Below are 17,493 nucleotides of genomic sequence, written 5' to 3' on the forward strand. Positions count from 1 at the left end.
GCGGTGTGCTTTCGTGGGCCCCGCACCCTTGCTTGTCGCGGGCGATCATGGGGGCGGCAGTTCGTGGCGGCGGGGCAGGTCTGCGCCCCGGCGCGAGCAGGTCATGGCTGCCGCGCACGCAGCGAACTGGAGCAAGTCGCGGAGGTCTCCAGATGGCAGGTGGGCCAGTCGTTCAGGATGCAGTGCGTCGCGTTCGGCAAGATGCGCGAGCATGGCGGCCTGGAACGTATCGCCTGCGCCCACGGTATCGACGACCGTCACCCGGGGAGCATCGACATCGACCCGTCCACGGCTGTTCCAAGCCGTGGCGCCCTTGCCGCCGCGCGTCATCACCACCAGCGACGCACCAGCGTCCAGCCAGCGCCGGGCGAGCGCATCGTCGCCGGCGTCGCCATAGAGCAGGCCGGCGTCCTCGTCCGAGATCTTCACCAGGTGGGCGAGGGCGGCAAGCGTCTCGACCCGCTCGCGCCATCGTGCCAGGGAGGGTTCGACGTTGAGCCGCACGTTGGGGTCATAGGCCACCAGTCGCCCTTCACGCTCGCGTCGCACCAGCGCTTCGAGCGCGGTGGCGACCGGCTCGACCACGGTGGCGAAGGAGCCAAGGTGAATCGAGCGGATTGACACGGGCAGCGTGGGCAGGTGAGCCGTGTCCGGCAGGCGGTCGGCGGCGCCGTTGCCATAGAAGGCGTAGCGCGGTACGCCTGCCTCGCCGAGCTCGATCAGGCCCAGCGTCGTGGGCGCGTCGAAGCGCGGCGCGAGCGTGGTATTGACGCCTTCGCGTGCCAGTGCGCGCGCCAGGCGTTCGCCCAGCATGTCGGTGGACAGCCCGCCGAAGAATGCGACTGGCTGTGCAAGCCGGGCCAGGCCGACCGCCACGTTGTATGGAGAACCGCCCAGGCGGGCGTCGAGATGGAGTGCCTGATCGTCTTCACTGCCGATGAAGACGTCGAACAGGGCTTCGCCACAGACCAGGAACATGGAAGTCGACCGTTTGGAGTGTTGGGAAAAGGTTCGTGGGGATGCTCAGCGTGGCGAAGACCAGCCTTTGTAGCTGCCGACGTTGTCGCGCGTGATCAGCGTCGAAGGCATCAGTACCATCGGGTTTGCCGGGCGTTTGCCGTTCAGAATGCCGTGACCGATTTCGATCGCCTTCTGCGCCATGGCCCAGGGGTCCTGGCTTGCCGACGCTTCGACCAGGGTGTCCGATTTCAGCGCGGCTTCGATGTCGGGGGCGCCGTCGACCGAGGTGACGATGGTCTTGCGCTTGAGCTGCTTGGCCGCGAGCGCGGTGCCGATCGCCTGCGGGTCGTTGATGGTGAAGACCGCGTCGATCTTCTGGAAACGGGTCAGGTGGCCGAGCATCACGTCCATCCCGCCTTCGCGCGAACCCTTGCCATCCTGGTCGTCGGACAGCACCTTGATGCCGGGTGCTTTGGCGAGCACGGCCTTGCAGCCATCGACACGATCGACGACGGCCGATACCTGAGGGCCATTCTGGATGATGACGTTGCCCTTGCCGCCGATCTTGTCGACGATGTACTGGCAGGCAATCTGGCCCGCCTGCACATTGTCGGTCTGCACCGTGGCGTCGGCGCCGGCGGCAGCGACGTCCACGCCGACCACGGCGATGCCGGCCTTCTGTGCCTTGCGCACTGCAGGTTCGATGGCCTTGGCGTCGGCGGCGTTGAGCAGGATCAGATCGACGCCCGAGGCGATGAAATTGTCGATCTGGGTGAATTGCTTGTTGAGGTCATAGTCGGCCGACACCGTCAGCACCTTGGCATTGGGGTTCAGCGCCTTTACTTTCGCTTCGGCACCCTTGGCAATGGTGACAAAGAAGGGATTGCCGAGCGACCCCACGGTGATGCCGACCGAATTGAGGTCGCGCGCCTGGGCGATGCCCGTGCCGAGGGCAAGTGCGAGAACGGCGGTAAGGGTCTTGTATTTGTACATCGATGTCTCCTGCCTGAGTGGTGGTGGATTGGTACCGAACGCGGCGGACCAGACGCCGCGTTTTTGAGGAAAAGAGCTCGAAAGCCAGCGAGTCAGGTTCGGGCGCCGGATTGACGGTAGCGGTCGAGCGCGACGGCGCCGATGATGACCAGGCCCTTGATGATGTACTGCCAGATGTCGGATACGCCGACCAGGATCAGGCCGTTGGACAGCACCGCAATGATCAGCGCGCCCACCAGGGTGCCCATGATCGAACCGACGCCACCGACAAAGCTGGTGCCGCCCAGAATCACCGCCGCGATCGCGTCGAGTTCGTAGGACTGGCCCAGCTGCAGGCCATTGGCGGCGAGGATGCGCGACGTCGTCATGATCGCGCCGATGCCGGCGAAGAGGCCCGAGATTGCATAGACGAAGAGCAGCACCTTCCACACCTTGATGCCCGACAGGCGGGCGGCTTCGGGGTTGCTGCCGACCGAGTAGATATGCAGCCCGAGCACCGTGCGGCGCAGGATGAACCACGATACCGCGATCACCGCGCCGGCGATGATCACCAGCCAGGGCACGCCGAGCACGGTATCGCTGCCGATGAACGCAAAGGGCAGATCCGGGTTGAACACGGTCTTGTCGTCGCCCAGCAGGCGGGCCACGCCGCGAACCGCGGTCAATGCGCCAAGGGTGACGATGAAGGGCGGCAGCCTGGCGAACGCCACCAGGCCGCCGTTGATGAGGCCGAAGGCGAGTCCGGTGAGCATGGCGGCCAGAATGCCGATGATGCCCCCTGCGGGCAACGTTGACGCCATGACGGTCACCACTGCGGCGGCGGCCAGCACTGCGCCCACCGAAAGGTCGATACCGGCGGTGAGAATGACGAGGGTCATGCCGGCTGCCAGCACCGTATTGATCGAGGCCTGCTGGGCGATGATCGAGAAGTTCTGCACCGAGAGGAAGCCGTCGGCGACGAAGCCGAAGACGAGCACGACGAGGATCAGGACCGGCAGCATGCCGACGGTGCGCATCAGGGCCTGGAACTTCTCACGGCTGCCGGGGCTGCTCGGGGAGGTCGCGACGACGGTTTGAGTGTGGGTGGCCATGGGTGTCTCCATTGCGGTTCGATGTGGTGTGGCGGCCGTCTCAAGCGGCTTGTGCGAGCGGCTGGCGTGCGCTGCCAGTGGCAAGTTCGATGATTGCTTCCTGGGTGATGGCAGCACCCGAATGTCCCCCCTGTTCGCCCACCAGTTCGCCTTCGCGCATGACCAGCACGCGGTCTGCGGTGCCGACGATTTCCGGCAGTTCGCTGGAGATCACGATGACGCCGACGCCCTTGGCGGCAAGGTCATTGATGATCCGGTAGATCTCCGACTTGGCGCCGATATCGACGCCCCGCGTGGGTTCGTCGAGAATGAGGACACGCGGGTTGATCTCGAGCAGGCGCGACAGCAGTACTTTCTGCTGGTTTCCGCCCGACAGGGCGCCGACGTTGACCAGCGAATTCGGCACCCGGATCGACAGGTTCTTGATCGCGGAGTCAGCGCGACGGCGCGCCTCGCGGCGGTTGAGCACGCCGCCCAGGCGGGCGTCCTTGCTGCAGGCACACAGGTTGATGTTGTCGCGTACGCTGGCATCGAGGAAGAGCCCCTTGCCCTTGCGGTCTTCGGTGAGATAGACGATGCCGGCGTTGATGGCGTCGAGCGGGGTCCGCAATGTCACCGGCAACCCCTCGATCTCGACCTCGCCACTGGTGCGCGGGTCACAGGCGAAGATCAGGCGCGCAAGCTCGGTGCGTCCCGCACCCACCAGTCCGGCAATACCGAGGACTTCGCCGGCGTGCAGGTCGAAGCTGCAATGGCGCACGCGGCGACCGTCCGACATCCCGCGCACGCCCATGACCACGTGGCCGGGGTCGTAGGGGGCGTGCTCCTTCTTGTAGAAGCCCGACAGATCGCGTCCCACCATCATCTGCACCAGGGTCTCGGCGGACAGGCTCGCGCGTTCCAGCGTACCGACATAGCAACCGTCGCGCAGTACCGATACCCGATCCGACAACTCGTAGATTTCAGCCATGCGGTGGCTGATATAGACGATGGCCAGGCCCTCGGCGCGCAGTTTGCGGATCAGCTCGAAGAGGCGGTCGGTTTCGCGCGACGACAGCGGCGTGGTGGGTTCGTCCATGACCAGAATGCGAGCCTTCGAATGCAGTGCGCGGGCGATCTCCACCAATTGGCGTTCCGCAATCGACAGGTCGGACACCGGCGTGCGGGCGGTGAAGTTCGCGCCCAGCCGTTGCAGGATATCGGTGCACGCGGCTTCCATCGAAGGCCGGTCGATACGGCCGCCGTGGCTGAGTTCGCGGCCAAGGTAGATGTTCTCGGCAACGCTCAGGCTGGGGCACAGCGAGAGCTCCTGGTAAATGACCGCGACCCCCAGGGCCTTGGCCGCCAACGGACCGTCGATGCGCGCCGGCTCGCCGTCGATGCAGATCTCTCCGCCTGCGTCCGGCGTGTAGGCACCGGACAAGATTTTCATCAGCGTCGACTTCCCGGCGCCGTTCTCTCCCATCAAGGCGTGAATCTCGCCTGGCAAGACCGTCAGCGAGACGTTCGTCAGCGCCTTTACGCCGGGGAAGGTCTTCGAGATCCCGCGCATCGTGAGTACGGGTTTGCACTGCGTGTTGTCGGCCATTTCAGAGTCCTCCGGTTACTTGGTGCCGTTGTGCAGAATGTCGGTACGTGGCGAGAAGCTGAAAAACATCGGCAGGCTGGCGGCGCCGAGCGCGCCCGCGTCGGAACCGAACGAGCCGCGCACCAGTCCGGGCGCGGTATGGGCCTCGGGTGCGGCGGCCTCGAGTGCGCGGGCCAGGCGCTGCATGAGCAGATCGATCAAACCGTCATCCACGTCGGCGTCGATCACCGCCAGCGGTGCATCGAGCATGCAGCTTGCGGAGAGCAATGCCGGTACCAGCGCGTCGATACAATCCTCGACCCACTCTTCGACGGCCGGATGGTGCGACTTGATGAAACGCGACAGGTCGCCGTGCGTATTCACCGATTCTCCGGCGTGACGCAGGTGGCGGGTGAGGGCGTTGAGCGAGGCGCGCGACAGCAGCAGCTCCCACTTGCCGCCATTGTTCGGGGCAGAGGCCAGGCGGCTGGGCGGGACCGGCATGACCGCAATGTCGCCGGCGTTGCCGCTGACGCCGCGCAAACAATCGCCGTCGAGCGCGATGCCGCAACCGATGACCGGGCCGAGGAAAAGATAGATGAAGTCGTCGAATTCGCGTCCGCGACCGTAGAACAGCTCGGCGATCGCTGCGGCATTGCCGTCGTTCTCACAGAACACCGGCAGACCGGTCAGCTGTCCGAGTTCGAAGCCGAAGTCGATCTCGTCCCAGTCGCGGAACGCGGGCGTGCTGATCACGATCTGGCTCAGCCAGGCGCCGAGATTGAAGGGTTGTGCGACGCCCACGCCGGCCAGACGCTGACGCTCTGCGGGGCTCAGGATGTCGAGCAGGCTGTCGATGTCCTGGCGCACCAGCGCGAGCGCTTCGTCGGGTGACGGCAGGATGCGGTCATGCACCCGGCGGCCCAGCATCTCGCCACCGAAGTCGACCAGCGCCGTCTCGATGCTGTCGCGGTCGAGGCGAACGCCAAGGCCGAACGCACCCTTGGGGTTGAGCCGCAGCAGCGTGGCGGGTTGACCGCGCCCTTCCGAGCGCCGGCCGCCAACTTCGATGAGCTCACACGCCTCGAGCCCGCCGATGATGCCGCCGATAGCCGTGCCGGTGAGTTTGGTCTTGCGCGCGAGCTCCGCCTTGGACGCCTCGCCCGCACGACGCAGCGTCTGGAGCAGCAGGCGTTCGTTGTAGCGGCGCAGCTGTACCGAGTTGCACCCGCGACCTTCGTCCGCAGCAAACATGATTCGTCTCCGCCTGCCGATTAAGTCGGCTTATCTATAATTAAATCAAGTTGATTTATTAAATAGCGCGAGGACGTGTTTGTCAAGAATTTAGTGCGGCGTTTTTCGCGACCCGTGTCCGCACCTGACGCGTCCCGAAAGCGTGCGATCTACACCTGCCGCGCGGTCACGGCAGGAGGGCATGAATGCACACGGTGCAGGTGCTGGATCTCGACAATCAAAATGAAGCGTTTGCGCTCGCGCCGGCGCAGCGGCGAGGCGTCGCCGAGACTACCGGACGCCGCTGACGGAAGGAATCGAGTTGCCCCGACCCTCAGGCCGGGGATCTGACTTCGTTGAAAGCGTTTACTTCGTCGGTGCTCAGGGGGAGGCCAAGCCAGGCGCCGGCATGGGCCGCATCGACCGCGGTTTCGAGCACCGCCATCGTTGCCACGGCCTGGGCCGGCGGCACCGGATTGGCACCTTTGCCCGACAGGGCATCACGGAAGCCGGCGTAATAGCGCCGGTAGTCCCCGGCCGGAACCGGCACAGGCCTTCCGTCCATGTCGCCGCAGAAAATACGCGCCGGACGCGGGTCGACGCCCCATCCGGGATCGCCGGGTCGTTGCCCGGCACGAAGCTGGTCTTCCTGGGGGTCTAGCCCGTGTTTGAGCCAGCTGCCCCGGGTCCCATGCGCGGCGAAACGCGGCATGCCGCCGCCGACCAGCGCCGATGCGGACAGGCTTACCTGGAAGTGGCCGTAGTCGAGCTGGATCTGGCTCCAGTCATCCGCGCGGGCACCATCGCGGTGCGCTGCGATACGGCCCCCCACGGTACGGGGAAGGCCGAACAGGAGCAGCATCTGATCGATCAGGTGCGGCGCCAGATCGAGCCACAGGCCGCCCGCTGGTGCCCGATCGCGCCACCGATCCGGCACCTCCGGCCTGAAGCGGTCGAACCGGGATTCGAGGTGAGTGAGGCGGCCGATGAGTCCGGAACCCAGCGCCGCGCGCAAACCGAGGAAGTCGCTGTCCCAGCGCCGGTTCTGGAATACCGACAGGATCAGGCCGCGTTCATCCGCGAGCGCGCGCAGTTGTCTCGCCTGCGCCAGTGAAAGTGCGAGCGGCTTGTCCACCACTACGTGTTTGCCGGCGCGCATCGCCGCCTCGGCAAGCGGGGCATGGGTGTCGTTCGGGGTGGCGATGACCACCGCCGAGATCGTCGGGTCAGCGAAGGCCTCAGCCGGCGTGGCCAGGGGATGTATGCCGGGCAGGGCAGCACGCACCGAATCGGGCTGACCGGTGACGACGGCGGACAGGTCGAGACCGGGTGTGCTGCGGATCAACGGGGCGTGAAAGGTCCTGCCGGCGAAGCCATGGCCGATCAAGGCGAGGCGGGGCATCGCGGGTGTCACGCAGGCCTCACGATGTCGCCGCGCGCGCCAGCGCGATCAGTCCCGCGGTGGAGGCGTCATGATCGCCGGGGGCTGCGCCAGCCAGCTCGCCGGCAATGCGGGTGGCGATCTGCTTGCCGAGTTCGACCCCCCATTGATCGAAGCTGTTGACGTCCCAGATGACGCCCTGCACGAACACCTTGTGCTCGTAGAGCGCGATCAGGGCGCCGAGCGTGCGCGGTGCCAGTTCAGGCATGAGCAGGGTGTTGCTGGGCCGGTTGCCCGGAAAGACCCGGTGCGGTACGAGCGCTTCGGCTGCCTCGGCGTTCATGCCGCTTGCCGCCAGTTCCGCTCGTACCTCGTCGGCGGTCTTGCCGATCATCAGCGCCTTGCTCTGGGCGATACAGTTGGCCAGCAGCAGGCGATGATGACCGGGCAGGTTGTGGCTGGCCTTGAGTGGTGCGATGAAGTCGACCGGGATGAGATCGGTGCCCTGATGCAGGAGCTGGAAAAAGGCGTGCTGCCCGTTGGTGCCGGGTTCGCCCCATACGACCGGACAGGTGGGCGATGCCGCCGGCTGCCCGTCGCGGGTCACCGACTTGCCGTTGCTTTCCATCTCCAGTTGCTGCAGATAGGCGGGCATGCGCGACAGCGCCTGGGCATAAGGGGCGATGCACAGGCTGCCGGCGTCGAAAAAGTTGCGATACCAGACCCCGAGCAGGGCCAGAATGACCGGCATGTTCACTTCGAGCGGGGCTTCGGAAAAGTGCCGGTCCATCTCGTGCGCGCCGTCGAGCATGGCCTCGAAACCGTCGCGCCCGACACACAGCGCAATCGGCAGTCCGACTGCCGACCACATTGAATAGCGACCGCCCACCCAGTCCCAGAAGCCGAACATGTTGTCGGGGGCGATACCGAATTCGGCCACCCGCGCCGCGTTCGTCGAGACCGCGACGAAATGGCGGGCAATGTCCTTTTCGCCGGCGCCGCTGGCAAGAAACCAGTCGCGCGCGCTGGCCGCGTTGGTCATGGTCTCGATGGTGGTGAAGGTCTTCGAGGCGATGATGAACAGCGTTCGGGCCGGATTGACGCTTGCCAGCACCCGTGCCAGCTGGTCGCCGTCGACGTTGGACACGAAGTGCAGCTTCAGGCGCGGGTGCCCGTGCGCCGCCAGCGCTTCGCAGGCCATGGCTGGACCGAGGTCCGAGCCGCCGATGCCGATATTCACCACGTCGGTGACGACCTCGCCGCTGTAACCCGTCCATCGGCTCTCGCGCACGGCCTCGGCAAACGCGCCGACGCGTTGGCGCACGGCCAGCACCGCCGGCATGACGTTCTCGCCGTCGACCTCGATGCAGCTGCCAGCTGGATTGCGCAGCGCGGTGTGCAGCACCGCGCGGTCTTCGGTGCTGTTGATGCGGGCGCCGGCAAACATGGCGTTGCGGGCGTGTTCGAGCTGACGTTCGCGGGCGAGTGCGACAAGCAGTTCAAGGGTGTGCTTTGTGATCCGGTTCTTCGAGTAGTCCAGGGTCAGGCCGGCCGCGTGCAGGCAGAAGCGCTCGAAGCGTTGCGGATCGCGCGCAAACAGAGTGCGCAGGTCGGTCGCGGCGATATCCGCGCGGTGGGCGGACAGCGCCTGCCATGCGGGCGAAACGGCAGGGGTGGGGGCTTGAGTCTGAGTCATGTCATTCACCAAATCCGCGGATGCGCTTGTCGCGCAGGGTTTGCTTGGTCCGTTCAAGGCGTTTGAGCAGCTCGGGGCCGCCGGCGAGGGCCACACCGACCGACAGGGCGTCGATGATGGTCAGATGCACGATGCGCGAACTCATCGGTGCGTAGATGTCGGGATCCTCCTGAACATCGGCGCCCAGCGTCAGGCTTGCGATTCGTGACAGGGCCGAGCCGCTGGCTGTGATCGCGATCACGTGCGCACCCGCCTCGCGCGCGAGCTCGCAGGCGCGCAGCAGGTCTTCGGTACGCCCGCTGGCCGACAGCGCGACCACGACGTCGTCTGGCTGCAGCAGTGTCGCAGCCATGCCTTGCGTGTGCGGGTCGCTGTAGGCCACCGACGGAACGCCGAAGCGGAAGAATTTGTGCTGTGCATCCTGTGCAACGATACCGGAGTTGCCAATGCCATAAAACTCCAATCTGCGTGCGCGGCTCAACAATTCGACCGCCTCGGCAAAGCGGGCGCCGTCGAGCTGGTTGCGTACGCTCATCAATGCCGTGATGCTGCGGTCGAACACCTTGGGGGCGACTTCGCTCAGCGGGTCGTCGGCGGAAACGTCGCGGTGCACGAATTGCACCCCGGTCGCCAGGCTTTGTGCGAGCCGCAGCTTGAAGTCCTTGAAGCCGCTGAAGCCCAGCGCGTTGACGAAGCGCGCGACCGTCGGTTGGCTGACGCCCACGCGGAAGGCCAGTTCGGCAATGGAGATGTTGAGCACTTCGTTGGGCTGGGCGAGGACGAAATCTGCGACCGCGCGCTCGGAGCGGCGCAACAGATCGAAACTGGCCTCGATGCGTGCAAGCAGCGGGGTGTTTTCGGCTGCGGGAGTGAGGATGGCTTCTTTGCGCTCGTGCGCGAGGTTGGTCAGTTTGTTCATGTCCATGCCCACTGTTCAAAAAGTCGACGCGAAAGGTGCCCGTGATCGCCGGCGAACCCTGCCGCCCTAATCGCAAGCCGCATGAAGCACCTCGACCGGCGTGTCGTGCTGCAGCAGTATGCCAGCCACCGGCATGCGCATCGCGTCGCCTTCGGCGCAGGCCTGCTCGATCACCGCGCGTTTGTTCCGGCCCGCAATCGGCAGCAGGATCAAACGCGAGTCGAGCAGGGCCGGCAGGCTCAGGCTGATCCGCGCATGCGGGGCCAGCGCAGGATGCACGGCGCCCACGCGGGGCGCGCTGGCATCGAGCAGTCCGGGCAGGGCGGCGCTGCCGGGAAACAGGGAGGCGGTGTGGCCATCCTCGCCCATGCCCAGCACCACGACATCCAGTGTCTGCGGCAGTGCCGTCAGTCGCCGCAGACAGGGCGCCAGCGCAGCTTCCGCCGTCGGCTCGCCATCATACAGTGTGATGAAGCGGGCATGCGCCGCCTCGCCCTGCAGCAGGGTGCGCTGCAACATGCCGGCATTGCTGTCGGCGTGCGTTGCCGGCACGCAACGTTCGTCTGCCAGGCTTATGATCACATGCGACCAGTCGAGTGGCTGTTGCGACAGGGTGTGCAGGAAGACCTCTGGGCTGCGCCCGCCCGACACCACCAGGCTGGCCGTCCCGCGTGCGCGCAGGGCCGCATCGAGCGCGAGTGCGACACGGCGGGCGAGGGCGGCGGATGCCGTCTCTGCGTCTGCATAGCACTGCTGCCTGACGTGCGCAGGCAAGGCCAGCGGCGGGGAAGGCGGCAGCGTCATCACGAATCCTGGCGCCATTCGTGGCCGTCGCGACCCAACAGGCTGCTCGACGCGGAGGGCCCCCAGGTTCCGGCGGTGTAGGGGCGCGGTGAGCTGGTGTCGCGCTCCCAGCCGTCGAGAACGGGTTCGATCCAGCGCCAGGCGGCGTCGAGCTCGTCGCGGCGCATGAACAGCGTGAGCTTGCCCCGGATCACGTCCATCAGCAGGCGTTCGTAGGCGTCCCACTGCCGTCCGCTGTAGGTGTCGGCAAAGTCGAGGTTGAGGGCTACCGGCCTCAGGCGCATGTCGTCGCCCGGCACCTTGGCCATCAGATGCAATTGCAGGCTTTCGTCGGGCTGCAGGCGGATGACGAGCCGGTTAGGCACACGGTCGCCGGCAATGCTGCCGAACAGCGCATGGGGGACATCGCGGAAATTCACCACGACTTCGGCGAGGCGCTCCTGCATGCGCTTGCCGGTGCGCAGGTAGAACGGCACGCCCGCCCAGCGCCAGTTGTTGAGCTCGGCCTTGAGCGCGACGAAAGTTTCTGTGCGGCTGTTCGCCGGTATCCCCGCTTCGTCGAGGTAGCCCGGCACGGGCTGGCCGTTGATGGCACCTGCGCGGTACTGGCCGCGTACCGTGCGGGTGGCGACATCCGCAGGCGTGAATGGGCGCAGGGCGCGCAAGACCTTGAGCTTCTCGTCGCGCATCGCGTCCGGATCGATGCTCGACGGGGGTTCCATCGCAACGATGCACAGCAGTTGCAGCAGGTGGTTCTGCACCATGTCGCGCAGTGCGCCAGTGCCGTCATAGAAATCGCCGCGACCTTCGACGCCGACCGTTTCGGCCAGCGTGATCTGCACATCGCGTACCGAGGCGCGACTCCACAGCGGCTCGAACAGCGCGTTGCCGAAGCGCAGCGCGATCAGGTTCTGCACCGTCTCCTTGCCCAGGTAGTGGTCGATGCGGTAGATCTGATGCTCATCGAATATCGCGCCGACTTCGGCATTGATGCGTTCGGCGGAGGCGAGGTCGCGGCCGAGCGGTTTTTCCAGCACGACACGGCTGTCGGGCGTCACCAGACCGGCTGCGCCGAGGTTCTCGGAGATGCATGCGAACAGGCTGGGCGCGGTGGCGAGATAGAAGACTCGCGTCGCCGCCGGGGCCCGATCGACGACATCGCGGAGGCGGCCGTAGTCGGCGGGCGAGCGGGCGTTGAGCGGGACATAGTCGAGGCTGGCGGCAAATGCGTGCCAGGCTGCATCGTCGAAGTTTTTCGCGCCCACGAACTTGCGGCAACTGGCCTGCGCGGCGGCGATATAGGCATCCCGTGACAGGTCCTCGAGCCCCACACCGATGATGCGCCAGCCGGCGGTATCGGCAGTGTCGCGATGGCGGAAGTACAGCGCCGGCAACAGCTTGCGCATGGCAAGGTCTCCACTGCCGCCGAACAGGATCAGATCGAATGCGTCTAGCGAAATCACGGGTCGCCTCTTTGGTCGGAAAGTTCGGCCATCTTCTGTCGTGTGGCTTCGAGGTATGTGCAAAAGCTACATCCATTAAACAAACTGCCATGTGCAAAGTCAACATCGGTATCGCTTAGATCGCGCTATGAGTGACTTTTCCAGCATGGTCGTCGCGAATATTCTTGAATTCTTCGAGTGAAAATCCTTTTAAATCAGTATTCAGGTTCAATCAATGTAGAAAAGAAACAAAATCACCTTGCAAGTTAATCTGTAGTAAATCTACAATCTGTTCATGTTCCGCTTCCCGGCGCTTCTGTGCGCAGCACAGCGCGAGTGATTCCGCGGGGGCAACCAGATTTTCCGACAGGAGGCCAGATGAGCCTGAACGCGACGCTTGTTCGAATTACCGACCGTATCCGCGCCCGCAGCGCAGTGTCGAGGGCGGCCTATCTCGAGCGCATGGAGGCCGCTGCGTCCGGCGGTACCGCGCGAGCGCGGGTCTCATGTGCAAACCAGGCGCACGCCTATGCGGCCTTCGAAGCCAGCGACAAGTTCGTGCTGCGCGAGGCGCGCAAGCCCAATCTCGGCATCGTCTCCGCCTATAACGACATGTTGTCCGCACACCAGCCGCTGGCGGGCATGCCCGCACTGATCAAGGCGCATGCACGGCGGGCGGGCGCGGTTGCGCAGTTCGCCGGCGGCGTGCCGGCCATGTGCGACGGCGTCACCCAGGGCGAGGCGGGCATGGAGCTCTCCCTCTTCTCCCGCGACGTGATTGCGATGTCCACCGCGGTGGCGCTGTCGCATAACGTCTTCGACGGCGTTCTGTGTCTCGGTGTCTGCGACAAGATCGTTCCGGGCCTGCTCATCGGCGCGCTGCAGTTCGGCCACCTGCCGACGGTGTTCGTTCCCGCGGGGCCGATGACCAGCGGCCTGTCCAATAACGACAAGGCCCGCATCCGCCAGCTTCATGCCGAGGGCAAGGCGACGCGGGCGGAGTTGCTCGAGGCCGAGATGCAGGCGTACCACGGCCCTGGCACCTGCACTTTCTACGGCACCGCCAACAGTAACCAGATGCTGATGGAGGTGATGGGTCTGCATCTGCCCGGCGCGGCCTTCGTCAATCCGGGCACGCCGCTGCGTGATGCGCTGACCGCGGCGGCTGCGGAGCGGGCGGCACGGATCACGCGACTGGGCAACGAGTACCTGCCGCTGGCCCGGGTGGTGGATGAACGCGCCATCGTCAACGCCATCGTCGGTCTGCTGGCGACGGGCGGTTCGACCAATCACACCATCCACCTCGTCGCCATCGCGGCGGCGGCCGGCATCCGTATCGACTGGACCGATTTCGACGAGCTGTCGGCCGTCGTGCCGCTGCTGACGCGCATCTATCCCAATGGCAGCGCCGATGTGAACCATTTTCACGCGGCCGGCGGCATGGGTTTCCTGATTCGCGAGCTGCTCGATGCCGGCCTGATGCACGACGACGTCACCACCGTGATGGGCCAGGGCTTGCGTGCCCACACCCGCGAACCCTGGCTCGATGGCGATGTGGCTGCATGGAAGGACGCGCCGGTGCAAAGCCTGGATGAGGACGTGCTGCGCACCGCGTCCAAGCCGTTCAGCGCAGACGGTGGTCTGCGTCTGCTGGTCGGCAATCTGGGACGCGCGGTGATCAAGGTGTCGGCGGTCAAGCCGGCGCACCGGGTGATCGAAGCGCCCGCGATCGTTTTCGACAGCCAGGAAGCACTGGGTGAAGCTTTCAAGCGTGACGAACTCAAGCGCGACTTCATCGCCGTCATCCGCTTCCAGGGGCCGCGCGCCAATGGCATGCCCGAGTTACACCGGCTGACGCCCTTCCTGGGCGTGCTGCAGGATGCCGGGCATCGCGTCGCACTGGTCACCGACGGGCGCATGTCGGGCGCCTCGGGCAAGGTCCCGGCGGCCATCCATGTGACACCGGAGGTGGCTAACGGCGGTCCGCTGGGCAAGGTTCGCACTGGCGATCTGCTGCGTCTCGATGCCGAGGCCGGCACGCTCGAGGCGCTGGTGCCGGCGGCCGAATGGGCGGCCCGCGATATTGCCGTCACCGATCTGGCACTGAACCGGCACGGCTGCGGCCGCGAGCTGTTCGTCAATTTCCGGGCACAGGCGAGCGGTGCAGAGCAGGGGGCCGTCACCTTCGGTTCCACTTTGCCGGCAGCAGCGGCCTGAATACAGGAATCTTCAAGGAGAATGCACGTGGAAATCCGTTCCGTACTGGCTGCGAGCCCGGTGATGCCGGTGATCGTTATCGACGACCTTGCGCATGCCGTACCGCTGGCACGCGCCCTGGTGGCAGGCGGCATCCGGGTGCTAGAGGTGACGTTGCGCACCGCGGCCGCGCTCGACAGCATCCGCGCGATCGCCGCCGAAGTGCCCGATGCGCTGGTGGGCGCCGGCACGGTCCTCAGCGCCGCCGACCTCGACGCCGCCGCGACTGCCGGTGCGCGGTTCGCGGTTAGCCCCGGCGCCTCGACCGCGCTGCTCGAGGCCGCGCACGCCGCGTCGATTCCCTTGCTGCCGGGGGTGATGTCACCTTCGGACGTGATCGCCGGGCTCGATGCCGGGATGGATACGTTCAAGCTCTTTCCCGCGGCCCAGGCTGGCGGACTCGGCATGCTCAAGGCGCTCGGCGGGCCCTTCCCGCAGGTGCTGTTCTGTCCGACCGGGGGCATCGATGCCTCCACCGCACCGGCCTTTCTCGCATTGCCCAACGTCGCCTGCGTGGGGGGGTCGTGGCTGTGCCCGGGCGAGCTCGTCCGGAGCGGCGACTGGGCGGCCATTACCGCGCTGGCTTGCGGCGCCGCCGCGCTGCGTCCGACGGCGGTGAAGGCGCAGGCATGATGCATGCACCGGTCAGCGCGCCGGCGGTCACGGGGTTTCGTGTCCGTCGCGAGTCGTTTCGCGGTATCGACGCCCTGCGTTTCAGCAATGACGCGATGCAAGCGGTATTTGCCTTGCGTGGCGCCACGCTGCTCGACTGGCGCGTACGTACGGACGACGGCGAACTGGGGCTCACGGATGGCTATCGCTCAGCTGCCGAGCTCGACGCCCAGAACGGCGTCAGGAACGGCATCCTGGCACCGTTCCAGAATCGCATTGCCCACGCGCGCTACTGCTTTGACGGCGTCATGCACGATCTCCTGCCGGCGTGCGGTGTGGGCGCGCGCGAGATCTACCATGGCTTCGCGCGCATGCTCGATTTCGAACCGCTGCTGATGACGGACGGGCGTGACGGCGCCGCTGCCGTGCTTGCCTGCGAGGGGATTCGTCCCGGGGTGTTCCCCGGCTACCCGTTTGCGATCTCGTTGCGGATCCGGCTCGCGCTGTCGGCCGCGGGGATCGCGTTGCACATCAGCGCGACCAATGTCGGTGAACGCGATGCGCCGGTGACGCTGGGTTGGCACCCGTACTTCCGCCTGGGCGAGGGCGGGATCGATGCGCTCGAGCTCAAGCTGCCGGCGACCGAGCGGATTCTTACCGACGCACGCTTGATTCCCTTGCCTGGCGATGCGGCGCGCGCTTCGCTCGGCACTCGCCCGGAAGCGGACTTCCGTGCCTTCCGCGTTCTGGGTGGCACAGTGCTCGATTGCTGCCATGGTGGCAACGTAGCCGGCGCGGACGGCCTGATTCGCAGCGTGCTGCGCGACCCGCGCAGCGGCCATCGTCTCTCGGTGTGGCAGGAAAGCGGACTGGTGCACGTATTCACCGGCGACACCCTGGCGCGTGACGCCCGGCGCGCGATCGCCATCGAGCCGGTGGATGCGCCGACCGACGCCTTCAATCGCGAGGCGTGCGCGGCGGACATCCGGCTACCGCCGATGGCCAGTCGGACCTTCTCCTGCGGCGTCGATTTCCTGGCGTCCTCTCACCGTACGCAAAACGCCGGGACATGCTCATGAGCGCAATCAAGTTCACCAAGATTCTGGCCACGCTCGGCCCCGCCAGCGGCAATGAAGACACCATCCGCGCGCTGGTGGACGCGGGCGCGGACGTGTTCAGGCTCAACTTCAGCCATGGCACGCATGATCAGCACCGCGCAGTGCATGGAATGATCCGCCGGGTCGAGGCAGCACTGGGCCGCCCGATCGGCATCCTGATGGACCTGCAGGGACCGAAGTTGCGCCTGGGCACCTTTGCCGAGGGCAAGGTCACGCTTGCCGCCGGCGCGCGCATCCGTTTCGACCTCGACCGCACGCCGGGCGATGCGCACCGGGTGTGCATTCCGCATCCCGAGATCATCGGCGCCGTCGCCGCCGGGCATGAACTGCTGATCGATGACGGCAAGATGCGCCTGACCGTGGTGGCGCGGGGCGAAGGCTGGGTGGAGGCACAGGCGCAGACCGCCGGCGTGCTGTCGGACCGCAAGGGGGTGAATGTACCCTCGGTGACGCTGCCGCTGTCGGCGATGACGGCCAAGGATCACGCCGACCTCGCGTTCGGGCTCGATCTTGGCGTGGATTGGGTGGCACTGTCCTTCGTGCAGCGGCCCGAGGACCTGTTCGAAGCGCGTGCGCTGATCGGCGAGCGTGCGTGGCTGATGGCCAAGATCGAGAAGCCCGCCGCGCTCGGCTGCCTCGATGCCATCATTGCCGAGGCCGACGGCATCATGGTGGCGCGTGGCGATCTGGGCGTCGAGCTGCCGGCCGAAGAAGTGCCGGTGCAGCAGAAACGTATCGTTGCCGCCTGTCGCGAAGCGGGCAAACCGGTGGTGATTGCCACCCAGATGCTCGAATCGATGATTTCCGCGCCCACGCCCACGCGGGCCGAAGCGTCGGACGTGGCCACCGCCGTGTTCGACGGTGTGGACGCGGTGATGCTGTCGGCGGAATCGGCCTCGGGCGCCTATCCGGTCGAGGCGGTGTCGATGATGGCGCGCATCATCGGCCGCACCGAGGCCGATCCGCTGCAGCGCAAGCTCATGGAAGCGATCAGCTCGCGCGTGGTGGCTACCAGCACCGATGCCATCGGCACGGCCATCCGGGCGGTCGCCCTGGCTTTGCCCGTGTCGGCTACGGTGGCCTTTACCGCCTCCGGCTCGACCACGCTGCGCATCGCCAGCCAGCGCCCGCACTCGGCGGTGGTGAGCCTGAGCCCGCGTGCGGAAGTCGCCGGGCGCCTGGCGCTGGTGTGGGGCGTGCGTTCGCGCTGCTGCGATACCACCTGTGAAAGCGATGCCGAGATGGTGGCCGAAGCGACCGCCGCCTGTCGCGCCGAAGATCTGATCAAGCCCGGACATGCCGTCCTGCTCACCGCCGGCGTGCCATTCGGCACGCCAGGCAGTACCAACCTGATGCGCGTGGTATGGCCGGACTGAAGGCTACGACCACATTTGACCCATGCCCGGAATGCCGGAGGAGAC

The 17,493-nt window shown here is 66.2% G+C and carries 14 protein-coding genes; 4 read left to right on the forward strand and 10 right to left on the reverse strand.

Features of this window, described 5'->3' with window-relative positions; all coding sequences use genetic code 11:
- Nucleotides 1-45 precede the first annotated feature (45 nt).
- The 10 genes from J5J83_RS21550 to zwf all read right to left on the reverse strand — a co-directional run bounded on the left by J5J83_RS21550 (nt 46) and on the right by zwf (nt 12,107).
- The gene (locus J5J83_RS21550; RefSeq protein WP_212352154.1) at nt 46-978 is read right to left on the reverse strand and encodes a carbohydrate kinase; all 933 of its coding nucleotides are present in this window, start codon (nt 976-978) and stop codon (nt 46-48) included.
- A 45-nt stretch (nt 979-1,023) separates the two neighbouring features.
- The gene (locus J5J83_RS21555) at nt 1,024-1,953 is read right to left on the reverse strand and encodes an ABC transporter substrate-binding protein (protein WP_212352156.1); all 930 of its coding nucleotides are present in this window, start codon (nt 1,951-1,953) and stop codon (nt 1,024-1,026) included.
- 92 nt (nt 1,954-2,045) lie between these two features.
- Complete coding sequence (locus J5J83_RS21560) at nt 2,046-3,044, reverse strand: ribose ABC transporter permease (protein WP_249115810.1); 999 nt, start codon at nt 3,042-3,044, stop codon at nt 2,046-2,048.
- A 40-nt stretch (nt 3,045-3,084) separates the two neighbouring features.
- Entirely contained in the window at nt 3,085-4,632 is a 1,548-nt protein-coding gene (locus J5J83_RS21565) for a sugar ABC transporter ATP-binding protein (RefSeq protein ID WP_212352160.1), read from the reverse strand.
- 15 nt (nt 4,633-4,647) lie between these two features.
- A complete protein-coding gene (locus J5J83_RS21570; RefSeq protein ID WP_212352162.1) occupies nt 4,648-5,865 on the reverse strand; it encodes an ROK family protein in 1,218 nt (405 codons plus the stop codon).
- Between the two features lie 313 nt (nt 5,866-6,178).
- Nucleotides 6,179-7,246 (reverse strand): oxidoreductase, encoded by a 1,068-nt coding sequence (locus J5J83_RS21575; RefSeq protein ID WP_212352164.1) that lies wholly within the window; start codon nt 7,244-7,246, stop codon nt 6,179-6,181.
- Nucleotides 7,247-7,265: 19 nt separating this feature from the next.
- Entirely contained in the window at nt 7,266-8,921 is a 1,656-nt protein-coding gene (pgi, locus tag J5J83_RS21580) for a glucose-6-phosphate isomerase (protein ID WP_212352166.1), read from the reverse strand.
- A gap of 1 nt (nt 8,922) precedes the next feature.
- Complete coding sequence (locus tag J5J83_RS21585; RefSeq protein WP_212352168.1) at nt 8,923-9,840, reverse strand: SIS domain-containing protein; 918 nt, start codon at nt 9,838-9,840, stop codon at nt 8,923-8,925.
- A 66-nt stretch (nt 9,841-9,906) separates the two neighbouring features.
- Nucleotides 9,907-10,644: a 6-phosphogluconolactonase gene (gene pgl / locus J5J83_RS21590; protein ID WP_212352170.1), complete on the reverse strand. Its 738-nt coding sequence runs from the start codon at nt 10,642-10,644 to the stop codon at nt 9,907-9,909.
- Nucleotides 10,644-12,107 carry a glucose-6-phosphate dehydrogenase gene (gene zwf, locus J5J83_RS21595; protein WP_212352173.1) on the reverse strand — a complete coding sequence of 488 codons (1,464 nt, stop codon included), beginning with the start codon at nt 12,105-12,107 and terminating at the stop codon, nt 10,644-10,646. The genes pgl and zwf overlap by 1 nt, the downstream gene beginning before the upstream one ends.
- Nucleotides 12,108-12,470: 363 nt before the next feature.
- On the opposite strand from zwf, the gene edd reads away from it, so the two are divergent.
- From edd to pyk, 4 genes are read left to right on the forward strand one after another with little or no spacing between them, the layout of a single operon-like run.
- Nucleotides 12,471-14,303: a phosphogluconate dehydratase gene (edd, locus tag J5J83_RS21600; RefSeq protein WP_349251959.1), complete on the forward strand. Its 1,833-nt coding sequence runs from the start codon at nt 12,471-12,473 to the stop codon at nt 14,301-14,303.
- A gap of 27 nt (nt 14,304-14,330) precedes the next feature.
- Nucleotides 14,331-14,975 (forward strand): bifunctional 4-hydroxy-2-oxoglutarate aldolase/2-dehydro-3-deoxy-phosphogluconate aldolase, encoded by a 645-nt coding sequence (gene eda, locus J5J83_RS21605; protein WP_349251934.1) that lies wholly within the window; start codon nt 14,331-14,333, stop codon nt 14,973-14,975.
- Nucleotides 14,972-16,033 (forward strand): aldose 1-epimerase, encoded by a 1,062-nt coding sequence (locus J5J83_RS21610; protein ID WP_212352179.1) that lies wholly within the window; start codon nt 14,972-14,974, stop codon nt 16,031-16,033. The genes eda and J5J83_RS21610 overlap by 4 nt, the downstream gene beginning before the upstream one ends.
- A complete protein-coding gene (pyk, locus tag J5J83_RS21615) occupies nt 16,030-17,448 on the forward strand; it encodes a pyruvate kinase (RefSeq protein WP_212352181.1) in 1,419 nt (472 codons plus the stop codon). Before J5J83_RS21610 ends, pyk begins: the two co-directional genes overlap by 4 nt.
- Nucleotides 17,449-17,493: the final 45 nt, after the last annotated feature.

The sequence above is a fragment of the Azoarcus sp. L1K30 genome (assembly GCF_018122735.1).
Classification (GTDB): domain Bacteria; phylum Pseudomonadota; class Gammaproteobacteria; order Burkholderiales; family Rhodocyclaceae; genus Parazoarcus.